Raw genomic sequence first — 21675 nt, forward strand, 5'->3', positions numbered from 1 at the left:
TCGGGGCGTGGCGCGATGGAGCTGCCGCATGACCGAGGTGCGCAGCAGCGAGGCCGATGCCTCGCGCTTTCGCGTGCGGGCGCTGATCGTCGGCGCCCTGGTGTTCTGTGCGTTCTGCCTCATCGCGGCCCGGCTGGTGTTCCTGCAGGTGGTCCGGCACGAAGACCTGGCGGCGCAGGCCGAGAGCAACCGCACGGCGGTGGTGCCCATCGTGCCCAACCGGGGGCTCATCCTGGACCGCAACGGCGTGGTGCTGGCCACCAACTATTCGGCCTATACGCTGGAGATCACGCCCTCGCGGGCTGGAACGCTCGACGACACCATCGACGAGCTGTCCAAGGTGGTGGAGATCCAGAGCCGCGACCGCCGCCGCTTCAAGCGGCTCATGGAAGAGTCGCGCAACTTCGAATCGCTGCCCATCCGCACGCGCCTGACCGACCAGGAAGTGGCCCGCTTCACGGCCCAGCGCTACCGCTTCCCGGGGGTGGACATCAAGGCGCGCCTGTTCCGCAACTACCCGCTGGGCGACGTGGCCAGCCACGCCATCGGCTACATCGGCCGCATCAACCAGAGCGAGAAGGCGCGCATCCAGGATTCCGAGGACGAGGCCAACTACCGGGGCACGGAATACATCGGCAAGCTGGGGATCGAGCAGAGCTTCGAGTCCGCGCTGCACGGCGCCACCGGGGTCGAGCAGATGGAGACCTCGGCGGGCGGGCGGGCGGTGCGCAAGCTCTCCAGCCACGCGGCCACGCCCGGCGACAGCGTGATGCTGTCCATCGACATCAAGCTGCAGAAACTCGTCGAGGAGCTGTACGGCACCCGCCGTGGCGCGCTGGTGGCCATCGACCCGCGCAACGGCGAGATCCTGGCCCTGGTCAGCAAGCCCACGTTCGACCCCAATCTTTTCGTCGAAGGCATCGATGTGGAGAACTGGACCGCGCTCAACGAATCCATCGACAAGCCGCTGCTGAACCGGGCCCTGCGGGGTACGTACCCGCCAGGCTCCACCTACAAGCCCTTCATGGCGCTGGCCGCGCTGCAGCTGGGCAAGCGCTCGCCCAGCCTGGTGGTGAACGATCCGGGGTATTACACCTTCGGCGGCCACACCTTCCGCAGCCACGAGGGCGGGCTGGGCGGTGTGGACATGCACCGCGCCATCCAGCAGTCGAGCAACACCTACTTCTACTCGCTGGCGGTGGACATGGGCGTCGATGCCATCCATGACTTCATGAAGCCGCTGGGCTTTGGGCAGTCCACCGGCATCGACCTCAATGGCGAAGTGCGGGGCACGCTGCCCAGCACCGAGTGGAAACGCAATGCCTACAAGCGCCCGGACATGAAGCGCTGGTTTCCCGGCGAGACCGTGTCCCTGGGCATCGGCCAGGGCTACAACAACTTCACCATGCTGCAGCTCGCGCTGGCGCAGGGCACGCTGGCCAACGGCGGCATCCGCTACCGGCCGCACATGGCCAAGGCCGTGAAGAACGCGGTCACGGGCGTCGTCACCGAGATCGTGCAGCCGCCCGGCGAAGACCTGGGGTATCTGCCCCGGAACGTGGACATCGTGCGCAATGCCATGGTCGCCGTGAACAAGGGCGGCACCGGCACGCGCGTGTTTGCCGGGGCGCCGTACACCTCCGGCGGCAAGACCGGCACGGCGCAGGCGGTGACCATGGGCCAGAACGTGAAGTACAACGCGAAGGCGCTGGAAGAGCACCAGCGCGACCACTCGCTGTATGCGGCGTTCGCCCCGGCAGAGCAGCCCACGATAGCGCTGGCGCTGATTGTCGAGAACGCCGGGTTTGGCGCGGCCCATGCGGCGCCCATCGCGCGCCGCGTATTCGACTACTGGCTGATGGGGGACTACCCGAGCGAGGAAGACATCGCGGCGGTGCAAAAGGGCCAGGCCGGCGCTCCCATTGGCAAGCCGCGCAAGGCGGCGGATGTGCCCGTGGCGGCGCCTTGATATAAAAACAATAGCTGTTAGCGCAATACAGATAAGCGCAGGAGCCCAATCCGGCATCGAATCGCGGTGCCGGCCATTCTTGAAATGAACCCGCTGCCTGCGCCTGCGCCTGGGCGCTGCCCGATGCCGCGCCGGGCCGTGCCGCCCTCAGGCCGCCGCCGCCCGCGCTGGCGGTGGCTGAAGCTGGCTGAACACCAGCGCCGCCACGATCAGCGCCGCGCCGCCCAGGCCCGCCCATCCCAGCCGCTCGCCGAGCAGGGCCCAGGCGGTGAGCGCGGCGAATACCGGCTCCAGCCCGAACACGATGGCGCTGCGCATGGCGTCCACCCGCTGCTGGCCCCAGGCCTGCAGCGTGACCACCACCACGCTGGCCAGCAGGCCCAGGTACAGCAGCGCCACCCAGGCATCGGCGGGCAACTGCGCGGCGGTGTGCAGCCAGCCCATGCCGCCGCCCTGGCCCAGCAGCATGAACGTGGAAGCCAGCGCCATGACGGTCGCCTGCGCGGCCGCCATGCGCGTGGCCCGCGGCGGGCTTGCCGCCGTGCGGCGCGCGCACTCCTCCAGCGCCAGGATGTAGATGGCGTAGAACACCGTGCTCGCCAGCGTCAGCGTATCGCCCAGGTTCCAGGGCTCGTTCTCGTGGAACATCAGCGCCATGCCCGTGCAGGCCAGGGCGCACGCCGCCCACAGCGGCCAGCCGTAGCGGCGCCCCAGCGCCGCCATCGCAATCAATGGCACCACCAGCACATTGAGCCCGGTCACGAAGGCATTGCGGTTGCTGCTGGTGCGCGCCAGCCCCTCGATCTGCAGCCAGAACGCCAGGAACAGCAGGACCCCCAGCGCGCAGCCCCACCGCCGCTCGTGGCGCCGCATGCCCCACCACAGCGGGGCCAGCACCACCAGGGCGATCACGAACCGCAGCCAGATGATCTGCAGCGCATCGAGGTGCGCGGACAACAGCTTCATGGCGGGGAAGGTGGTGCCCCACACCACGGTCACCACCAGCAGGGCAATCAGGCCCAGACGTTCGGGTTTCATAGGCTCCAAAACAAGAAAGGGCTGGTCGGTTCCCCGGCCAGCCACTTGCAGAAGATTTCCTCGCAGCGCCTGCGCACGACCTGCTGCCGTCGCACTGGCGCGGCCTCAGCGAGGTAGCCGCGGAACTGGCTCTGCCAGGCCACCGGTGGCGTCCCCCTCCCTTGGCGCGCAGCGCGTAGAGAGAGGGGTGAAGGCGCGCAGCGCCTCAGGGGGTGTCAATTAAAAAGATAGCGTGCCTGCAGGTTCAGGCGCAGCATCTCGCCCTGCTGGCCGTCGAACGTCGTGCGGCGGCCGCCGATCAGCTCGCCGCCCAGCTCCACGTTCTTGATGGGCAGGTAGTACATGCCGGCATGCCATTGGTACAGCTTGTGGTTGCCTTCGGCGCCGTAGGCGTCCACGTAGGCGTCGCCCAGCTTGTGGCGCGAGCGGACCATGCCCAGCGACACGGTGCCGCGCAGCTTCTCGCTGAACACGTTGGACAGGCCCAGCACCACGCCGTGCGACTTGTCCAGGCGCACGGTGCCGCCGTCCAGCACGGGGTAGTTGGTGCCCACCAGGTAGGCGCCGTCGCCGTCGCCGTCCAGGCGCGTGTACTGCGCCATCAGCGTGGTGGTGCCGGTGATCTTGTAGCCCGCGCCCAGGCCGAAGCCGGTGCCGCGCTTGCCGATGCCGTCCACGCGCTGCTCGTGCGAGAGCAGGCGGGCGTTGATGTTGCCCCAGTCGAAGGCCTTGTCCACGCGGGCCACGAAGTTCAGGCTCTTGGCGCCGTCGGTGGGCTCTTCCACCGCGAACTGGAACTTGGCCAGGTCCGGGTTGTTGTAGGTGTAGCGCACCTGGGCAGGGCGGCGGAAGGTGGCGCCGGGTGGGCCGTTGAAGTCCACGGTCTCGGGCAGGTTGTCCACGTCCATGAAGGTCGACCAGGTCTGGCCGATCAGCCAGCCGGCGTACTCGCCGTAGGCGTGGCGCAGGCGCAGGCGGTTGCGGTTGCACTCGGCACCGCAGTAGGCGTAGAAGTCGGCCTCGATCTTGGTGTTGAAGGTGCCGATGGAGGTGGGCGTGGAGGTCTCGAAGCCGAAGCGCGAGGTCTGCGCCGTCAGGCTGCTCTTGCCGTGGCGGCTGTCGCCCAGGGGCTGCTCCATCAGGTTGGTGAAGGTGTCGCCGGGCGCCGTGCCCTTGAAGTCCTTGACCATGTTGGCCTCGGCAAAGCCGTACACGCGGATCGAGGTCTCGCTGCCCGGCAGGCGGAAGCTGCCCGGAATGTCGCCCAGCACCACGGCGTCCTTCTGCTTGAGTTCCACGGCCTCGATGCGGTCGTTCCAGGCCGATGCCGACGCGGCGGGCGCGGCAGGCGCCTGGGCCTGCTGGGCCTTGAGCTGGTTGAGCTCGGCGCGCAGGGCCTTGAGCTCGTTGCGCATCTCTTCGAAGTCCTTGGCGGACTGCGCGAACGCGGCGGGGGGCAGGCTGCACAGGCCGGCGGCCAGCAGGGCGAGGAACGTGGGGTTCAGTTTCATGGTCACTCCGGTAGGGGCTGGTAATGGCATTGCATGGGCCTGGATCTCAGGCGCTCATGCGGCCGATGAAGGCGCGGATTCGGTCGTTGGCGGGGTTGTTGAAGAATTCGGCGGGCGTGGCGTCGTGGGCGATGCGCCCCTGGTCGAAGAACATCACGCGGTCGGCCACCTCGCGGGCGAAGCCCATCTCGTGGGTCACCACGATCATGGTCATGCCGCCACGGGCCAGCTCGCGCATCACGTCGAGCACCTCCTGCACCATCTCCGGGTCCAGGGCCGAGGTGGGCTCGTCGAACAGCATCACCTGCGGCTGCATCGCCAGCGCGCGGGCGATGGCCACGCGCTGCTGCTGGCCGCCCGACAGCTGCCAGGGGTACTTGTGCGCGTGGTCCTGCATGCCCACGCGGCGCAGCAGGGCCATCGCCTGCTCGTTCGCCTGGGCGCGCGGCGTGCGGCGGATGCGGCGGGGCGCCAGGGTCACGTTGTCCAGCACGCTCATGTGGCCGAACAGGTTGAACTGCTGGAACACCATGCCGACCTCGCTGCGCTGCTTTTGCAGCGTGGCCAGGTCGTCGGTGACTTCCTCGCCGCCGATGGTGATGCGGCCGGAGTCATGGGGTTCGAGCCGGTTGATGGCGCGCAGCAGCGTGCTCTTGCCGGAGCCCGAGGCGCCGATGATCACGGTGACCTCGCCGGTGTTGAACACGGTGGACACATCGCGCAGCACCTGGTGGGCGCCGAACGACTTGCAGACCCGGTCCACCACGATGAAGGGTGTGGCCTGGCGTGTCATTGGTTGCGGCCTTCCACGTCGAAGCGGTATTCCACCGCGTTCGAGATCTGCGTGACCAGGGTGGTCAGCAGCAGGTAGGTGATGGCCACGGTGGACAGCGTGGCAATGGGCTGGAACGTGGCGGACTGGATGCGGTTGCCCACGTTGGTCAGCTCCACCACGCCGATGGCGTAGGCCAGCGACGAGTCCTTGAGCAGCGCCACGAAGTTGCTCACCAGCGGCGGCAGCGATATCTTGAAGGCCTGTGGAAACACCACGTCCAGGAACACATGCATGCGGCCCAGGCCCAGGGCCTTGGCGGCCTCGGTCTGGCCGCGCGGCACGGCCAGCAGCCCGGCGCGGATGGCCTCGGCGTTGTAGGCGCCCACGTTCAGGCCCAGCGCCAGCACGGCGGCCGCGAAGTCGGGCAGGTTCAGGCCCGGCACCAGCACCGGCAGCGCGAAGTACACGAACAGGATCTGCACCAGCAGCGGCGTGCCGCGGATGACCCAGATGTAGAAGCTGGCCACCCAGCGCACGGCGGCAAAGCGCGCGGTGCGGGCGAGCGCGGCGGCGGTTCCCAGCACCAGCCCGACGCTGCCGCTGATCAGCGTGAGCCACAGGGTGGTGCGCGCGCCGTCGGAGAACGCCTGGGCGTTGGGGCCGATGGGCTCGGGCAGGAAGGACAGCAGCTTGCCGAGCAGTGCCAGCACCAGCACCATCAGGATGACGGCCGAGACGAGCGTGGCGTTGCTGCGCTGCTGGCGGCTCCAGCGCTGCGGCCAAAAGGCGGTGAGCATGAAAAAGACCCCTGTGACTACATGCGGGTCGTGCTTACTGGCAGCGGACGTCTTCGTTGAAATACTTCTTGGACAGCGCGGCATAGCTGCCGTCGGCCATGACTTCGGCCAGCGCCTTGTTCCAGCCGGCGGCCAGCGAGCTGTTGCCCTTGGCCACGGCGGCGGCGATGCGCTCGATGAACAGCATGTCGCCGAGCTTGAAGCCGGCGCCGGGGTTCTTCTCTGCCACGGCCTTGGCCACGAAGCGGTCGGTCACCCAGGCGTCCACGCGGCGCGAGTTCAGCGCGCTGCGGGCATCCACGTCGGTGGGGAAGTTCTTCATTTCCTTGATGGACGAGACCTTCTGCACGTTTTCGAGGTAGCTCGTGCCGGTCTGCACGGCCACCACCTTGCCCGCCAGGTCCTTGGCGCTCTTGATGGCGGGGTCCATGGCGATGATCATGCCGCCCGAGCAGTAGTGCGGGTCGGTGAAGGTGACGGCCTTGGCGCGCTCTTCGGTGATGCCGTGCGAGGCGATCACCAGGTCCCAGCGGTCCTGGCGCAGGCCGGTGAGCAGCGCATCGAAGCCCAGGGTCTTCCACTGGATCGCGAGGCCCATCTTCTTGGCCACCAGTTCGGCCGTCTCCACCTCGAAGCCGGTCAGCGTGGTGCCGTTGAAGAAATTGAACGGAGCGAACTGCCCCTCGGTCGCGATGAGGATCTTGCCGTCCTTCTTGACCTCGTCCAGCGTGCGGGCCTGGGCAGAAGCGAAAGCGGCGCAGAGCGCGAGGGCGGTGGCAACAGCCTTGAACAATTTCATGGGATGGGTCCTGTCGGGGGTATTTCAGGTACAAAAAATCCGGCATGCGGGTAGCAGGCCGGAGGCTGGTGGATCGGATGCACAGGCATCGCGAAACGCGAAGTCTGCCGTCATCAAGTAGTAACGATTATAAATATGCGAATTTTTTCCTTGGGCCTGCGGACAACCCTCAAAGCCCCGTTGTGTGCCAATTCACAACAGGTTTAGAGCGGCGTCCCCAACCGGACGCAGGCGCTACGGCTCCGTCTACAGGGCGAGGTCGGCGCTACTGGCGCGCCCCAGACCAGTGCCCCCGCGCAAGGGCCGCCCCGCCGCGCTGGGGGCGTCCCCCTTCAGGGGGAAGGCGCCGAAGGCGACTCAGGGGGTTACCGAAGAAATGCGTCGTACCCCGTCTTGAGGATCAGCGTGCTCACCACCACGATGAAGATGCCGCGCACGAAACCCGTGCCGTGCTTGAGCGCCAGGTGCGTGCCCAGCAGGCTGCCCACGACGTTGGCCACGGCCAGCGTCACCGCGAAGTGCCACCAGACGTGGCCCTTGGCGGCAAACAGCACGATGGCTGCGACATTGGTGGCGCAGTTGAGCAGCTTGGCCGAGGCCGAGGCATTGAGAAAGTCGTAGCCGAGCAGCCGCACGAACAGGAAGACGAAGAAGCTGCCGGTGCCCGGGCCGAAGAACCCGTCGTAGAAACCGATCAGCACGCCGATCAGGCAGGCCGCCAGCACTTCGGCGCGGCCCGCGAAGCGCGGCGTATGGTGCCGCCCCAGTTCCTTCTTGGCCAGCGTGTAGGCCAGCACGCCCAGCAGCACCAGGGGCAGCAGCTTGCGCAGGAAGTCGGCCGACATCACCGTCACCGCCCAGGCGCCGGCGAACGAGCCGGCGAAACCGGCCGCCGCGGCCGGCAGCATCGCCGGCCAGCGGATCTGCACGCGGCGGCTGTACTGCCAGGTGGCCATGGCCGTGCCCCACACCGAGGCGGCCTTGTTGGTGCCCAGCAGCGTGGCCGGTGGCGCCCCCGGAAAAGCCGCGAACAGCGCCGGCACCATCACCAGCCCGCCGCCACCCACGATGGCGTCCACGAAGCCCGCGAGCAGCGAGGCCAGGGTAATAAAAATCCATTCCATCGCAGTATTTTCGCACCCAGCCTGCTATGGATTTAGGAACAGATACAGAGACCAGCGCACCGGGCCCGGCGACGAACGGGCAAGAAAAAGGCGCTGGGATCGCCAGCGCCTGAAAAAAAACGCACCTCGTTGGGTGCTTGAAATTTGGTTATTGGTAGAAAGGATGTCTCCTCGGGCCCCTCGCTTGGCACACCGAAGCGCGCTTTCGAGTGCCGCAACTGTAACGGCTGCACCCCACTGGTGCATTGGGGGTTTCCCGCCCCCGTTGTGGGGCGGGAAAACCGCGCGCGGGGCCACGAATCGGGGTTCGCGGGTTGGCACGGCTCATGCAATGCGCTTGTAACAATTTGCGAAAGGGAGCCTTCATGCGGGCAGTCAACCACCGGTTCATCGCGGTCGTGTCGTTGGGTCTGGGGCTGTGCGCCAGCGCGCTGGCGCAGGCCGTGCCCGAGGTGGCGGCGGCCCCCGCCGCGCCCCTGGCGCGCCCTGGCCTGGTGGCGCACGGCGCCGTCAGCGCGGCGGACACCGCCTGGATGATGACCTCCACGGCGCTCGTGCTGCTGATGACGCTGCCCGGCATTGCGCTGTTCTACGCGGGCATGGTGCGCAAGAAGAATGTGCTCAATACCATGGCCAGCGTGGTCGCCATCGCGGCGCTGGTCAGCCTGCTGTGGTTCGGGGCGGGCTATTCGCTGGCGTTCACGCCCGGCAACGCCTGGGTGGGCGGCTGGGAGCGCGCGGGGTTCACGGGGCTGGACTTCGACCTGGCGGGCGGCAAGCTCGCCGTGAGCCATGTCGCGCCGCACATTCCCGAATCGGTGTACGCCATGTTCCAGCTCACCTTCGCCATCATCACGGCCGCGCTCCTGGTGGGCGCGTTCGTCGAGCGCATGCGGTTTTCCGCCATGCTGATCCTCATCGGCCTGTGGACCTTGCTGGTCTATGCCCCGGTGGCGCACTGGGTGTGGGAGCCGGGGGGCTGGCTGGCGCGGATGGGCGCGCTGGATTTCGCCGGGGGCTCCGTGGTGCACGTGAACGCTGGGGTGGCGGGGCTGGTGTGCGCGTGGTTCCTGGGCCGCCGCACGGGCTATGGCCGCGAGCCCTTCGAGCCCTACAACCTGGGGCTCACCATGGCGGGCGCGGGCCTGCTGTGGGTGGGCTGGTTCGGCTTCAACGCGGGCTCGGCCGTGGCGGCCGATGGCCGGGCGGGCCTGGCCATGGCGGTCACGCACCTGGCCGCCGCCGCTGGTGCGCTGTCCTGGATGCTGGGCGAGTGGGTGGTGCGCGGGCGCCCTTCGCTGCTGGGGCTGTGCTCGGGCCTGGTCGCGGGACTCGTGGCGATCACGCCCGCCGCAGGCTTCGTCACGCTGCGCTCGGCGGTGGTGATTGGCCTGGTGGCCGGGCTGGCGTGCTACTGGGGGGCCACGGGGCTCAAGCGCCTGCTGCGTGCCGACGATTCGCTGGATGTGTTTGGCGTGCATGGCATTGGCGGCATCGTGGGCTCGCTGCTCACGGGGGTGCTGGCCAGCAAGACCGTGGGGGGCGTGCAGGGCAGCCTGCTCACCCAGGCCATCGGGGTGGGCGCCGTGATGGCCTACAGCCTGGTGGTGACGGCCGCGCTGCTGTGGATCATCAATTTTGCGATGGGTGTGCGCGTGGATGCGCAGAGCGAGCAGACCGGACTCGACATCGCCCAGCACCGCGAACACCTGGGCGGCTGAATGAAGCCCGCTCTCCCGAGGGCCTGCGGGCCTTCCCCCGCTCTCGCACCGCCGCGCAATGCGGGCCGGGGGGCGCAGCCAGCGCGGCGGCCCGCGCCTGGGCCGCACCGGTTTCATTCGCCGCGGGTTGTGCGCAGCGCAATGGATGACTGAAATGCAGTAAGGAGCCGACCATGCCCGATTCCGACAAGCTCGCCATTGCCGCCCACCTGCATGTGCTGCTGCGCCGCAAGACGGGGCGCGTGACCGACACCGAGTGGATGGCGGCCAACGCCGAGTACGCGCTGGAGATCGTGCGGTTCGCGCGCCAGCGCGCGCAGGAGGACAACGCGCCCGAACTCACCGAATGGGCGGACCGCCTGGACCAGGCCATCCATGCCGCGCCACCCGCCGCCCCGCGCCGCCCCTTGCTGGATGTGGCCACCCAGGCGGTGCGCCAGCGCATGGCGCCGCCCCCGCCGGAGCCCGCGCCCGAGGTGCCCCGGTATGTCGGGGGAATCCGCTGACCGCGCCGCGGCCGTGGGGCCCGCGCGTGGGCGGGATCCATATCAGTGCGCTGCCGCGCCCTGCACGAACAGGCCCGCCGTGGGCAGCAGCCCGGCCAGCTTGTCGTCGCCATAGGTGCGCAGCACCTGCCCAATCACGACCTGGTAGCCGTTGAGCCACTGCGCTTGCGCCGCCTTGGCCTTCAGGTGGGCGGGGTGCTGCATCAATGCCTGCAGGGCCTCGAGCGACTGCCAGTAGTACACGTTGGACACCAGGCCCTTGCCCGTGTCCTCCCACGATTCCTCGCCCAGGTAGCCGTCGATGGAGCGGGCGGCGGTGGCAATCGCCTCGTCCAGGCGGTGGAAGGCGTCGTCGAACTGTTTGGTGGCGAAGATGAAGGTGGAGGAGTACATGGGCGCGATGGTACCCACGCTTATGCCGCGCGCCGCGCCTGGATGATCCACTCCGCCGCCTTCTCGGCCAGCATCAGGGTGGGCGAGTTGGTGTTGCCGCTGGTGATGGTGGGCATGGCCCCCGCATCCACCACCCGCAGGCCCGCAATGCCGCGCACGCGCAGTTGCGAGTCCAGCACGGCCATCGGGTCATCATCCCGCCCCATCTTCGTCGTGCCTACGGGGTGGAAGATGGTGGTGGCGATGTCGCCGGCCAGGCGCGCCAGGTCCTCGTCGCTCTCGAACTGCACGCCGGGCTTCCATTCCTCGGGCCGGTACTTGGCCAGCGCGGGCTGGGCCACGATGCGGCGCGTGACGCGCAGGCTGTCGGCCGCCACCTGGCGGTCTTCGGCGGTGCTCAGGTAGTTGGGCGCGATGGCCGGTGCGGCCTTGAAGTCGGCGTTCTTGATGTTCACCGTGCCCCGGCTCGTGGGGTTGAGGTTGCACACGCTGGCCGTGAAGGCCGGAAAGCTGTGCAGCGGCTCGCCAAACGCGTCGAGCGACAGCGGCTGCACGTGGTACTCGATGTTCGGCCAGGGCTGGTCGGCGCTGCTGCGCGTGAAGGCGCCCAGCTGCGAGGGCGCCATGCTCATGGGACCGCTGCGCTTGGTCGCGTATTCGAGCCCGATCTTGGCCTTGCCCCAGAGCGAGCTGGCCATGGTGTTGAGCGTGGGCACGCCGCCCACCTTGAACACCGCGCGGATCTGCAGATGGTCCTGCAGGTTGGCGCCCACGCCGGGCAGGTCGTGCACCACGTCGATGCCGTGCTGGCGCAGCAGCGCGGAGGGGCCGATGCCCGAGAGCTGCAGCAGCTGCGGCGAGTTGACGGCACCGGCGCTCAGGATGACCTCGCCCGTGGCGCGGGCCGTGACCATCTCATGCCCGTCCCACACCAACACGCCCGTGCAGCGCTTGCTGCCGTCGGGTTGCGTCTCGATGAGGAGCTTGGCGGCCTGCGCGCTGGTCCACATCTCGAAGTTGGGGCGGCCGTAGCAGGTGGGCCGCAGGAAGGCCTTGGCGGTGTTCCAGCGCCAGCCGCTTTTCTGGTTGACCTCGAAGTAGCCCACGCCTTCGTTGCTGCCGCCGTTGAAATCGTCGGTGGCGGGGATGCCGGCCTGCTGCGCGGCCTGGGCGAAGGCGTCCAGCACGTCCCAGCGCAGGCGCTGCTTTTCCACGCGCCACTCGCCGGAGCTGCCCGTGGCCTTGTTGCCGTGCAGGCGCTTGAAATTTTCATTCACGCCATCGGGCTGGTCCAGGCGCCAGTGGTCCTCGTGGCGGCGGAAGTAGGGCAGGGCGTTCTCCCAGCGCCAGCTGGCGTCGCCCGTCAGCTCGGCCCACTGGTCGTAGTCGCGCGCCTGGCCGCGCATGTAGATCATGCCGTTGATGCTGCTGCAGCCGCCCAGCGTCTTGCCGCGCGGGTAGCGCAGGGTGCGGCCGTTCAGGCCCGCGTCGGGCTCGGTGTTGTAGAGCCAGTCGGTGCGCGGGTTGCCGATGCAGTAGAGATAGCCGACGGGGATATGGATCCAGTGGTAGTCGTCCTTGCGGCCTGCTTCGATCAGCAGCACGCGGTGGCGGCCGTCGGCGCTCAGGCGGTTGCACAGCAGGGCGCCGGCGGTGCCTCCGCCGATGATGATGGTGTCAAACGTGGTGTGGTCGCTCATGGGCAGGCGGTGCGGTGCAAGGGTTGGGACGGAGGGCCATTGTGCGGATGGCACCACGCGTGTCGAGAGGGTCAGTGCCTATTGCTACTAAATATGTAGCTTGAAGCGCTTGATGCCAAAGCGCTGGAGGCCTGTTTGATATTAATTTCACGCGGCCCCGGCCGGCCTGTGCTTGGCGGCCCGTGCGGGCGGGCGTAAATCCTACGCGCCGCCTGTGCGTGGCTCCGCTACCATGCACCCTCTCTTTCCCTCTTGGCGGCCGCGCCGCCCAGTCCATGACCGACCACGCACCTCGCATTGTTCGCGCCGACACGCCCCAGGGGGCGAGTGCGCAACTGCATGGGCGCTGGGGCGCGGCCGAACTGGGCACACGGCCGCAGTGGGAGGCGGTCTGCGAGCAGCTGCGCGCCAGCCCCCCCGCGCCCGGGCTGGGCTGGGACCTGACGCAGCTGCAGTGGCTGGACCATGTGGGCGCGCAGCTGGTGTGGAACCACTGGCAGCGGGCCTGGCCGGCGCAGCTGGCCTGTACCGACGGCCAGCGCGACATGCTGGAGCGCGTGGCGGAGTTCACCACGGCCACCCCGCCGGCCCGGGAGCCCTGGCGCCTGGCCGAGCAGGCGGACCACCTGGGCGTGCTGGTGCTGCACGGCCTCAGCCATGCGCGGCACATGCTCGAAATGGTGGGGCAGTTGCTGCTCGACCTGGGCCGCCTGGCGCGCGCGCCGCGCCGGGGGCCGTGGCGCGACGTGTCGGGCCACCTGTACCGCATGGGCGCCACGGCGCTGCCCATCACGGCGCTGGTGGGATTTCTGATCGGCGTGGTGCTGGCCTACCTGATGAGCCTGCAGCTGCGCCAGTTCGGGGCCGAGTCGTTCATCGTCAACATCCTGGGCATCTCGCTCATCCGCGAGCTGGGCCCCATGCTGGCGGCCATCCTGGTGGCGGGGCGCTCGGGCTCGGCCATCACCGCGCAGATCGGCGTGATGCGCGTGACCGAGGAACTCGATGCCATGCGCGTCATGGGCATCCCGCACGGCTTTCGGCTGGTGATGCCGCGCACGCTGGCGCTGGCGCTGGCCATGCCGCTCATCAGCGTGTGGACCACGCTGGCCGCGCTGGCCGGGGGCATGCTGGCGGCCGACATCTCCATGGACATCTCGCCCGCGTATTTCGTGCAGGCGCTGCCCGCGGCGGTGAAGGTGGGCAACCTGGGGCTCGCCATGGCCAAGTCGGTGGTGTTCGGCGCCTTCATCGCGCTCATCGGCTGCCACTGGGGGCTGCGCGTGAAACCCAACACCCAGAGCCTGGGCGAGGGCACCACGGCCTCGGTGGTCACGTCGATCACCATGGTCATCATCGTGGACGCCTTGTTCGCGGTGGCCTTCAAGAACATCGGAATATGAAGATGAAGTGGCTTCCCCCTGAGCGGCTTCGCCGCTTCCCCCTTCTCCCGAACTGCTGCGCAGTCCGGGAAGGGGGACGCCGCCAGCGCCCGCATGTGAAGCCCCCCCTGAGCCGCTTCGCGTCTTCCCCCCAAGGGGGGACGCCACCCGTGGCCTGGCAAAGCCAGTTCCACGGTGGCACGGGTATTGCGCCGCGCCAGTTTCTACCGGAGCGTGGCCATGGCTGAACGCATCGCCAAGCCCGAGCACATCGCAGTCGCGCCGGGCGAGCCGCCCATCGTGGACGTGCAGGGCCTGTGGACGGTGTTCGGCAAGGGCGACGAAGCCTTCACCGTGCACCAGGACCTGAACTTCACCGTGCAGCGCGGCGAGATGCTGTCGCTGGTGGGGGGCTCGGGCACGGGCAAGACGGTACTGCTGCGCCAGATCCTGGGGCTGGCCAGGCCGGCGCGCGGCACGGTCACGGTGCTGGGGCGGCCGGCGTCCGAGATGGGGCGCGAGGGCGCGGCCAGCCGCGTGGGCATGCTGTTCCAGCACGGCGCGCTGTTCTCGGCCTTCAACGTGCTCGACAACGTGGCCTTCGCGCTGCGCGAGCAGGGCACCCTGCCCGACGACCTGGTGCGCGATGCCGCGCTGGTCAAGCTGCAGATGGTGGGCCTCAAGCCCGAGCACGCCAGCCGCATGCCGGCCGACCTGTCGGGCGGCATGGTCAAGCGCGTGGCGCTGGCGCGCGCGCTCATCATGGACCCGCCGCTGCTGCTGCTCGACGAACCCACCGCCGGGCTGGACCCGAGCAGCTCCGACGATTTCTGCTCGCTGCTGCGCGAGCTGCGCGCCGCGCTCGGGCTCACGGTGGTCATGGTCACGCACGATCTGGACACGCTGTTCGCGCTCAGCACCCGCGTGGCCGTGCTGGCCGACAAGAAGGTCATCGTCACCGGCCCGCCGCACGAGGTCGCGCATTTCAGGCACCCCTTCATCGAGCACTTCTTCATGGGCGAACGCGGCCAGCGCGCCATGGCCCCGGTACCGGCGGCGGCGCGGCCGGCCGCCTCCCCGCCAGACAAGGAACATCCCTGATGGAAAACAAATCACACGCCCTCGCCGCAGGCATCTTCGTGCTGGTGGTGGCCGCCATGCTGGCGGGCCTGGCCATCTGGCTCACGCGCGACAACGCCAACTACGAGCAGTACGAGCTGTCCACCAAGGACGGCGTGAGCGGCCTGCAGCCCCAGGCCACCGTCCGCTACAAGGGCGTGGCCGTGGGCAAGGTCACGCGCATCGGATTCGACCCCCAGGTCACCGGCAACGTGCTGATCCGCATCGCCGTCAACGAACAGGCGCCCATCAGCCCCACCACCTTCGCCGTGCTGGGCTACCAGGGCGTCACGGGCCTGGCCCATGTGCAGCTGGACGACGCCGACAAGCCCTATCCCGAACTGCCGCCCGGCCCCAGCGGGCTGCCCCGCCTGCCGCTCAAGCCCTCGCCGTTTGGCAAGCTCGCCGAGCAGGCGCCGGCCATCCTGGCGCAGGTGGAGGAGGCCACGCGCCGCATCAACCAGCTGCTGGGCGACACCAACCAGCAAAAGCTCACCGAAGCCCTCGCCAACATCGGCCAGGCCGCGGGCAGCGTCAACACCCTGACCCAGCGGCTCGATGCCACCGTCGCGCAGCGGCTGGACCCGGCCCTGGCCGCGCTGCCGCCGCTGGCCAGCGACGCGCGCAAGACGCTGCAGTCGCTGCAGCAGGCCGGCGCCAGCGTGACGTCCCTGGCCGCCGACGTCAGCAAGACCACCCAGCGCCTGGGCGCGGAGGGCGGCCCCATCGACCAGATCACCATCGGCACGCAGTCCCTCGCCCGCGCGGCCGACCAGTTCGGCGCCTCCACGCTGCCGCGCCTGAACCGCGCCGCCGACGACACGTCGCGCGCAGCCCGCCAGCTCGGCCGCACGGCGGGCGGCGTCACCGACAACCCGCAGCTGTTCATCTATGGGTCCGGCCGCATACCGCCCGGCCCCGGCGAGCCCGGCTTTGCGGCACCGTGAGGAGTGTTCATGAAAAATGCTATTAAAAACGTAGCTGCCGGCGCCTTCCAGAAAAGCGCTGGCGGCCTGCTGGGCGGCATGGTTCTGGTGGTGGTGATCGGCCTGGCCGGCTGCTCGGCCCTGCCCAGTCCGCCCTCGCGCCCCGTGCTGTACGACTTTGGCCCCGGCCCGGTGGCCCCGGCGCTGGCCGACCGCCGGGCACCGCTGCAGCCCCTGGCCCTGGCCGACGTGGAGGCGCCCGGCCTGCCCGAGGGCAGCAATGCCGTGCTCTACCGCCTGGGCTATGCCGACGCCCAGCAGCTGCGCCCCTACAGCCAGGCCCGCTGGAGCCAGCCCCCCGCCCAGCTGCTGCAGCAGCGGCTGCGCGAGCAGCTGGGCCAGCGGCGCGCCATCCTCAAGGCCGACGACGGTGCGGCCCAGGCGCGCGACGCCAGCCAGGGCGGCCGGCTGCCCCCGGTGCTGCGCGTGGAGCTGGAGGAATTCAGCCACCTCTTCGCCAGCCCCACCGAAAGCGCTGGCGTGGTGCGCCTGCGTGCCACGGTGGTGGAGCTGACGCTGGCGGGCGAGTCGCTGCGCGGCCAGCGTGTGTTCATCGTGCGCACCCCGGCGCCCAGCGCCGACGCGGCCGGCGGCGTGAAGGCCCTGGCGGAGGCCTCCACACAGGTCGCCCAGGAGCTGGCGGACTGGCTGGAACAGGTGACGCGGCGCACGAACTGAGCTGCCGGGGGCACCACCGGTCCCCGCCCGTGCGCCCTCTCGCGGCGCGCGCGCTCCCGGGCCCCCCGCGCCATCCGCTCGCGGCAGCGGCGTTCGCCGCGCGGTGTGGTGCCTGGCCCGCGTCAGGACCGCGGGGGCGGCGGGGCCGTGCCCGGCTCGATCCCCGTCACCACACGCGCATACCGTGCAAAGCTCCAGTACGCCCAGGCCCAGTCGAGCAGCACCACCAGCCGGTTGCGGAAGCCGATCAGGAAATACACGTGCGCAAACAGCCAGAACAGCCAGGCAAAGTAGCCCGAGAACCGCACCGGCCCCGCGGGTGAGGTGAGGTCCACCACGGCGGAGTTGCGGCCGATGGTGGCGAGGTTGCCGTAGTCGCGGTAGCGAAACGCTTGCGTGGCCTGGCCGCGCAGGCGGCGCATGATGTTGGCGGCCGCCGCGCGGCCCATCTGCTTGGCGCCGGGCGAGACGCCGGGCACCGGCCGGGGAGGCTGGCCGGGCGCGTGGCTCTGGGCGGCGGCAAGGTCGCCGATCACGCTGATCTCCGGGTGGCCGGGCAGCGTGAGGTCGGGCGCCACGACCACGCGGCCCGCGCGGTCGGTGGTGCAGCCGGTGGCCTCGGCCAGATGGCGGCCCAGCGGGGAGGCCGCCACCCCGGCCGCCCAGATGATGCATTTGCTCTTGATTTGATAGCTGACTGCGCTTGATGAGTCAGCGTCAGGGGGTGATTCAACCCTCAGGCCGTCACCGTCGATGGTGGTGACGCGGGCTTGCAGGCGCACTTCCACGCCCAGTTTTTCCAGCTGCTCCCTGGCGCGCTGGCTCAGTGCTTCCGGCATGGCCTGCAGCACCCGCGTGCCGCCTTCGAGCAGGATGATCCTGGCGCTGGCCGGGTCGATGTGGCGGAATTCGCCCGGCAGCGTGTGGCGCGCGATCTCGGCCAGGGTGCCCGCCATCTCCACGCCGGTGGGCCCGGCGCCCACGACCACGAAGTTGAGCCAGTCGGCGCGGCGGACGGGGTCGGGCTCCTTCTCGGCGGCCTCGAAGGCCAGCAGGATGCGGCGGCGGATCTCGAAGGCATCGTCCAGCGTCTTGAGCCCGGGCGCGTGCGTGGCCCACGCATCCTGGCCGAAGTAGCTGTGCGTGGCGCCGGCCGCGACGATGAGGTGGTCGTACGGCAGGGGGGCGGAGGGATGGGGGCCGTCCTTCAGATACACGGTGCGCGCCGCCACGTCGATGTGCGTGACCTCCCCGAGCAAGGTGGTGGCGTTGGGCTGCTGGCGGAACAGGTGGCGGATGGGGGCCGCGATGGCGGGGGCCGACAGACCGGCGGTGGCCACCTGGTACAGCAGCGGCTGGAAGAGGTGGTGGTTGGTCTTGTCGACCAGGGTGATGTCCACGGCCGCGCCGCGCAGCGCCCGGGCGGCTTCCAGGCCGCCGAAGCCGCAGCCGATGATGACGACGCGGGGGCGGGACGAAGGGGTGGAGGCTGGGGTCATGCCCCCATTATTGGGGCACCGCCCGCGCCGCTTCAGGGAGGGCCCATGAACCCCATGTCCACCGGATAGTCGGGCCGGCCGGCGGCGGCGCCGAAGTGCGTGATGTTGGGCAGCACGCCGGCCATTTGGCTGTCGGCCACGCCAAACCACCTGGCCAGGGTGGCCGCGTACTGGTCCACCGAGGTGGTGGGCAGCAGGCGGCCCTGGCCCACGTGCCACTGGTCCTCGGGGGCCGCGGTGTTGGTGATGCTCACGGGCGGTGCGCTGCCGTAGAACGCCTTGCCCTTGACGGCGCCGCCCACCACCAGGTGGTGGCTGCCCCAGCCGTGGTCCGAGCCGTCGCCGTTGGAGCTCAGCGTGCGGCCGAAGTCCGACGCGGTGAACGCGGTCACCTTGTCGGCCACGCCCAGTTCCACCGTGGCGCTGTGGAAGGCCGTCAGGGCGTCGCTCACGCGCTGCATCAGCAAGGGCTGCTGCGAGATCAGGTTGTCGTGCAGGTCGAACCCGCCCAGCGACACCATGAACACCTGGCGCTTGCTGCCCAGCGCGTTGCGCGAGCCGATGAGGCGGGCCACCATCTTGAGCTGGTCGGCCAGCGAATTGTTGGCGGGGAACGGCGTGCCCAGCGTGGTGCCGGCCAGCGCGCCGGTGATCTGGCTTTCGGACGTGACCGCGCGGGTGGTCACGCGGGTGTACTCGTTCTCCAGCGTGTGCGCGCTGGGCTGCTGGATGAGCGCCGACAGCGCGCCGCGCACCGCGCTGGACCCGTAGACATTGTTCTTCACGCCGTTGATGGCCACGGCGCCGTTCGTGCTGACCTGGTATTGCAGGGCCGAGTCGCCCGAGAGGAACACCGCGTTGCCGGTGACGGCGATGCAGGTGAACAGCGAGTTGCCGTTGGACGAGAGTGCCAGGTCGCCGATGTTGCCGCCCCAGCCCACGGTGGAGCCCTCGGGCGAGGACGACTGCCACACCGACTGCTGGTCGTTGTGCGAGAACAGCTTGGGCGGGACGGGGTAGGCCTTGCGGTCGGGGCTGTTGTACTGTGCGCGCGTCAGGGGCACGACCAGCGGGCCGACGTTCAGCTGCACGGCGGCCTTGCCGCTGTTGAACAGGCCCGCCAGCCCGGTCATGGCGGGGTGCAGCGCGTATTGGCGCCCGTCGGGCAGCGGCGTGGAGGGGTTGAGCAGCGTGGGCGTGAGCGAGGCCTTGGGCAGCGCGATGCTGCCGCGGATGGCGCTGTAGCGGCCGTGGCTGGCGTCGTCGTAGGTGACCACGGTGTTGGCGTAGTCGTTGCCGCCATAGAGGAACACGCAGACCAGGGCCTTGTAGTCGTTGGCCGCGAAGGCGGCTGCCTCGCCCATCGCGGCGAGGTTCATCGCGAAGGGCAGGGCCGTGCCCGCCAGGCCCAGCTGGGTGGAGCGGCGCAGGAACGCGCGGCGGGTGTGGAGTTCGGGTTGAAGCAGGTGCATGGCGTGGCTTCTCGGGTGCGGTCCGGGCTTGTTGCTTATTTCTGGATGAGGTACTCGGCCGAGGCCATGACCAGGAAGACGGCGGCCGCCACGCGGTCGCGCCGGACGTTGTCCGCGCTGGCCGCGGTGACGTTGGTGGCCTTGAGCGCATCGGTGATGAGCTTGACGGTGCCGGCCGAGAGCTGGCCCGCGCACATGAGCAGGTTGATGCGCGCGACGAGCGCGTCCGCGTCGGCGACCAGCGCCAGTTCCTGCGCGTAGCTGGCCTTCAGGTCGAAGCCGTTGTTGGCGGTGCTGGCGTTGTGGGGCAGCTCCGGCGCGTTCACGAAGATGCCGTTGCGGATCACGCCCTGCATGAAGTTGAGGTAGCCGCCCACGCTGCTTTCGTTGACCAGCTGGAACTCGGGCGCCACCGCGCCATTGGCCGCCAGCGCGGTGGACGGCGGGATGTAGCCGGGCCGAAAGAAGTTGAACACCGAGGGCGAGCGCAGCGGGCTTTGCCCCAGCCGCGAGCCCGGGTCGCTGAAGTTGCCGATCTTCCAGCTGCCCTGGGCCGACTCCAGCCCGAAGGTGCGGCCCCACTGGACAAACCGCAGCATGGGCTCGCGCAGCTTGCCAAACCCGGGCTGGGCGAGGCCGGCGGGCGCGCGCGCCTCGTCGTCGAGCAGGATGGCGCGGACCACCGCGCGCATGTCGCCGCGCACGCCGGCACCGTTGTTGTTGAAGGCGGCGGTCACGCGCGCCACGTAGGCGGGCGAGGGGTTGCTGGTGACCAGCCGCTGGATGAGCTGCTTGCCGATGAACGGGCCCACGTTGGGGTGGTTGAACAGGGTGTCCAGCGCCGTCTTGAGGGCCGCCGCGCCCGGCGTGCCGGCCGGGATGGTGGTGCCCAGGAAGGAGGCCGCCAGCGTGGAATGGCGCGACTCGGTGAGCGCCATCGGCAGGCGCGCGAAGGTGGTGCCGGGCACGACGCGCGTGGTTCCCGGCACGGTGGTCGGCGTGTTCTGCGACTGGTCGTAGTCGTAGCCGGTGAACACGCGCGCCAGGTTGGTCACGTCGCTTTGCGTGTAGCTGTCGATGGGCTTGCCCGCGCTGTCGCGCTGGGGCGTGCCATCGGGGTTGAGCAGTACCAGGCCGATCGACATGAGCTGCATCACCTCGCGCGCGTAGTTCTCGTCGGGCTGGCGGCCGGTGGCGGCGTTTTCCTTCTGGTTGCCGCGCGTATTGAGGTAGTAGCCCATGGCCGCGTTGAGCGTCACGTCCTGCAGCAGGTTGCGGTAGTTGCCGAACGCGTTGGCCACCAGCTGGTCCCAGTACCACGCGAGGGCATGGCTGCGCCAGCTCAGGTCCAGGCCCGAGAGCGACACCACGCAGATCTCCGACAGCGCGAGCGCCACCCGCTTGCGCACCCCGTCGCTGGACTGCAGGAGCTGGTGCCAGATCATGTAGTCGCCCGGGTAGGTGTTGTCGTAGTAGGCCGTGTCCTTGTTGACGTCGGCGTAGCCGCGCTGGTTCAGCCAGTCCCAGCCGCTCAGCGACGGGGGGGCGCTGAACTGGCTCTCCAGCCAGCTGGCGTAGGTGGTGGAACGCAGGGCGGCGATGTCCGCGGTGGAGGCGGAGAACTGGGCCTGCAGCAGGAAGCGCGCGGCCTCCGCGTCCGTCAGCGGCGCCGTGTGGGTTGCGCCGGGCAGCGCGGAACCGGCGCCCGGGCTGGCTGTCGTGCCTTCTTCCCCGCCACCTCCGCCACCGCCGCAGGCCGCCAGCGCCGCGGATGCGGCCAGCCCGGCCAGCAGGGGAAGGGGGTTCTTCGTGTTTTGGGAAGAAACGGCGGCCGGCGCGGGGTGGCGCGGGCTGTCTTGTGCCTCGCCCGCAGTCTGCGTTGCGGAAGGCGCCTCGGAGGTGGTGTGCATGGATCGTGGGGGGTGAAGGTGCGCGTTCAAAACCAGCGCATTTCAGGACTTCACCACATGCCGTTGCGGCGTGGAAACACAAGCGTTACCAAACGAAACAGCTTGCTGGGAAGGGGCCGCGCGTAACAGTGGAGCAGTGATGGCAAATTGCAACACTTTGTTGGCCGCTGGCGAGGGGAGCCGCCCTCGCCGCCGCGCCCTGTCCTTCAGCCGCCGTAGTCCTGTGCTGACGCGTGCTGCGTGGCATGGCCTACGGTCCCCGCCGCGAATCATTTCTAGAGTCAATCCCATCGCAT

General features: G+C 69.4%; 18 protein-coding genes. 7 read left to right on the forward strand and 11 right to left on the reverse strand.

The window, feature by feature from the left end; translation table 11 throughout:
• The first annotated feature begins 28 nt into the window (after window positions 1-28).
• The gene (mrdA, locus tag KW843_RS18800) at window positions 29-1969 is read left to right on the forward strand and encodes a penicillin-binding protein 2 (protein ID WP_218296671.1); all 1941 of its coding nucleotides are present in this window, start codon (window positions 29-31) and stop codon (window positions 1967-1969) included.
• A 147-nt stretch (window positions 1970-2116) separates the two neighbouring features.
• On the opposite strand, the gene KW843_RS18805 is transcribed toward mrdA, so the two are convergent.
• From KW843_RS18805 to KW843_RS18830, 6 genes are all read right to left on the reverse strand, one after another.
• Window positions 2117-3007, reverse strand: a complete 891-nt coding sequence (locus KW843_RS18805) for a DMT family transporter (RefSeq protein ID WP_218296672.1) — start codon at window positions 3005-3007, stop codon at window positions 2117-2119.
• 215 nt (window positions 3008-3222) lie between these two features.
• Entirely contained in the window at window positions 3223-4518 is a 1296-nt protein-coding gene (locus tag KW843_RS18810) for a DcaP family trimeric outer membrane transporter (protein WP_218296673.1), read from the reverse strand.
• A 46-nt stretch (window positions 4519-4564) separates the two neighbouring features.
• On the reverse strand, window positions 4565-5311 hold the full coding sequence (locus KW843_RS18815) for an amino acid ABC transporter ATP-binding protein (protein WP_218296674.1): 747 nt from the start codon (window positions 5309-5311) through the stop codon (window positions 4565-4567).
• A complete protein-coding gene (locus KW843_RS18820) occupies window positions 5308-6090 on the reverse strand; it encodes an amino acid ABC transporter permease (protein WP_218296675.1) in 783 nt (260 codons plus the stop codon). The genes KW843_RS18815 and KW843_RS18820 overlap by 4 nt, the downstream gene beginning before the upstream one ends.
• A 34-nt stretch (window positions 6091-6124) precedes the next feature.
• Window positions 6125-6889 carry an ABC transporter substrate-binding protein gene (locus tag KW843_RS18825; protein ID WP_218296676.1) on the reverse strand — a complete coding sequence of 255 codons (765 nt, stop codon included), beginning with the start codon at window positions 6887-6889 and terminating at the stop codon, window positions 6125-6127.
• 365 nt (window positions 6890-7254) lie between these two features.
• On the reverse strand, window positions 7255-8013 hold the full coding sequence (locus KW843_RS18830; protein WP_218296677.1) for a TSUP family transporter: 759 nt from the start codon (window positions 8011-8013) through the stop codon (window positions 7255-7257).
• A gap of 365 nt (window positions 8014-8378) precedes the next feature.
• On the opposite strand from KW843_RS18830, the gene KW843_RS18835 reads away from it, so the two are divergent.
• Together KW843_RS18835 and KW843_RS18840 are read left to right on the forward strand one after the other, a co-directional pair.
• A complete protein-coding gene (locus tag KW843_RS18835) occupies window positions 8379-9734 on the forward strand; it encodes an ammonium transporter (RefSeq protein ID WP_218296678.1) in 1356 nt (451 codons plus the stop codon).
• Between the two features lie 173 nt (window positions 9735-9907).
• The gene (locus tag KW843_RS18840; protein WP_218296679.1) at window positions 9908-10240 is read left to right on the forward strand and encodes a hypothetical protein; all 333 of its coding nucleotides are present in this window, start codon (window positions 9908-9910) and stop codon (window positions 10238-10240) included.
• Window positions 10241-10282: 42 nt separating this feature from the next.
• Here KW843_RS18840 and KW843_RS18845 read toward each other — a convergent pair whose 3' ends face one another.
• Window positions 10283-10633, reverse strand: coding sequence for an antibiotic biosynthesis monooxygenase (locus KW843_RS18845; RefSeq protein ID WP_218296680.1), 351 nt, complete (start codon window positions 10631-10633; stop codon window positions 10283-10285).
• A 20-nt stretch (window positions 10634-10653) separates the two neighbouring features.
• On the reverse strand, window positions 10654-12333 hold the full coding sequence (locus KW843_RS18850; protein WP_218296681.1) for a GMC family oxidoreductase: 1680 nt from the start codon (window positions 12331-12333) through the stop codon (window positions 10654-10656).
• A gap of 275 nt (window positions 12334-12608) precedes the next feature.
• Here KW843_RS18850 and KW843_RS18855 point away from each other — a divergent pair, with 275 nt between their 5' ends.
• The 4 genes from KW843_RS18855 to KW843_RS18870 all read left to right on the forward strand — a co-directional run bounded on the left by KW843_RS18855 (window position 12609) and on the right by KW843_RS18870 (window position 16498).
• Complete coding sequence (locus tag KW843_RS18855; RefSeq protein WP_218296682.1) at window positions 12609-13736, forward strand: ABC transporter permease; 1128 nt, start codon at window positions 12609-12611, stop codon at window positions 13734-13736.
• Window positions 13737-13955: 219 nt separating this feature from the next.
• Complete coding sequence (locus KW843_RS18860) at window positions 13956-14816, forward strand: ABC transporter ATP-binding protein (protein WP_218296683.1); 861 nt, start codon at window positions 13956-13958, stop codon at window positions 14814-14816.
• Window positions 14816-15781 (forward strand): MlaD family protein, encoded by a 966-nt coding sequence (locus KW843_RS18865; protein ID WP_218296684.1) that lies wholly within the window; start codon window positions 14816-14818, stop codon window positions 15779-15781. Before KW843_RS18860 ends, KW843_RS18865 begins: the two co-directional genes overlap by 1 nt.
• 9 nt (window positions 15782-15790) lie before the next feature.
• Entirely contained in the window at window positions 15791-16498 is a 708-nt protein-coding gene (locus KW843_RS18870; RefSeq protein WP_218296685.1) for an ABC-type transport auxiliary lipoprotein family protein, read from the forward strand.
• A 122-nt stretch (window positions 16499-16620) separates the two neighbouring features.
• On the opposite strand, the gene KW843_RS18875 is transcribed toward KW843_RS18870, so the two are convergent.
• The 3 genes from KW843_RS18875 to KW843_RS18885 are packed head-to-tail and all read right to left on the reverse strand — an operon-like array spanning window position 16621 to window position 21379.
• On the reverse strand, window positions 16621-17997 hold the full coding sequence (locus KW843_RS18875) for an NAD(P)/FAD-dependent oxidoreductase (protein WP_218296686.1): 1377 nt from the start codon (window positions 17995-17997) through the stop codon (window positions 16621-16623).
• A 32-nt stretch (window positions 17998-18029) separates the two neighbouring features.
• Window positions 18030-19469, reverse strand: coding sequence for a DUF1501 domain-containing protein (locus tag KW843_RS18880; protein ID WP_218296687.1), 1440 nt, complete (start codon window positions 19467-19469; stop codon window positions 18030-18032).
• A gap of 35 nt (window positions 19470-19504) precedes the next feature.
• Window positions 19505-21379, reverse strand: coding sequence for a DUF1800 family protein (locus tag KW843_RS18885; protein ID WP_218296688.1), 1875 nt, complete (start codon window positions 21377-21379; stop codon window positions 19505-19507).
• Between the last annotated feature and the right edge of the window lie 296 nt (window positions 21380-21675).

The organism is Acidovorax sp. sif1233 (genome assembly GCF_019218755.1).
GTDB lineage: Bacteria > Pseudomonadota > Gammaproteobacteria > Burkholderiales > Burkholderiaceae_C > Acidovorax.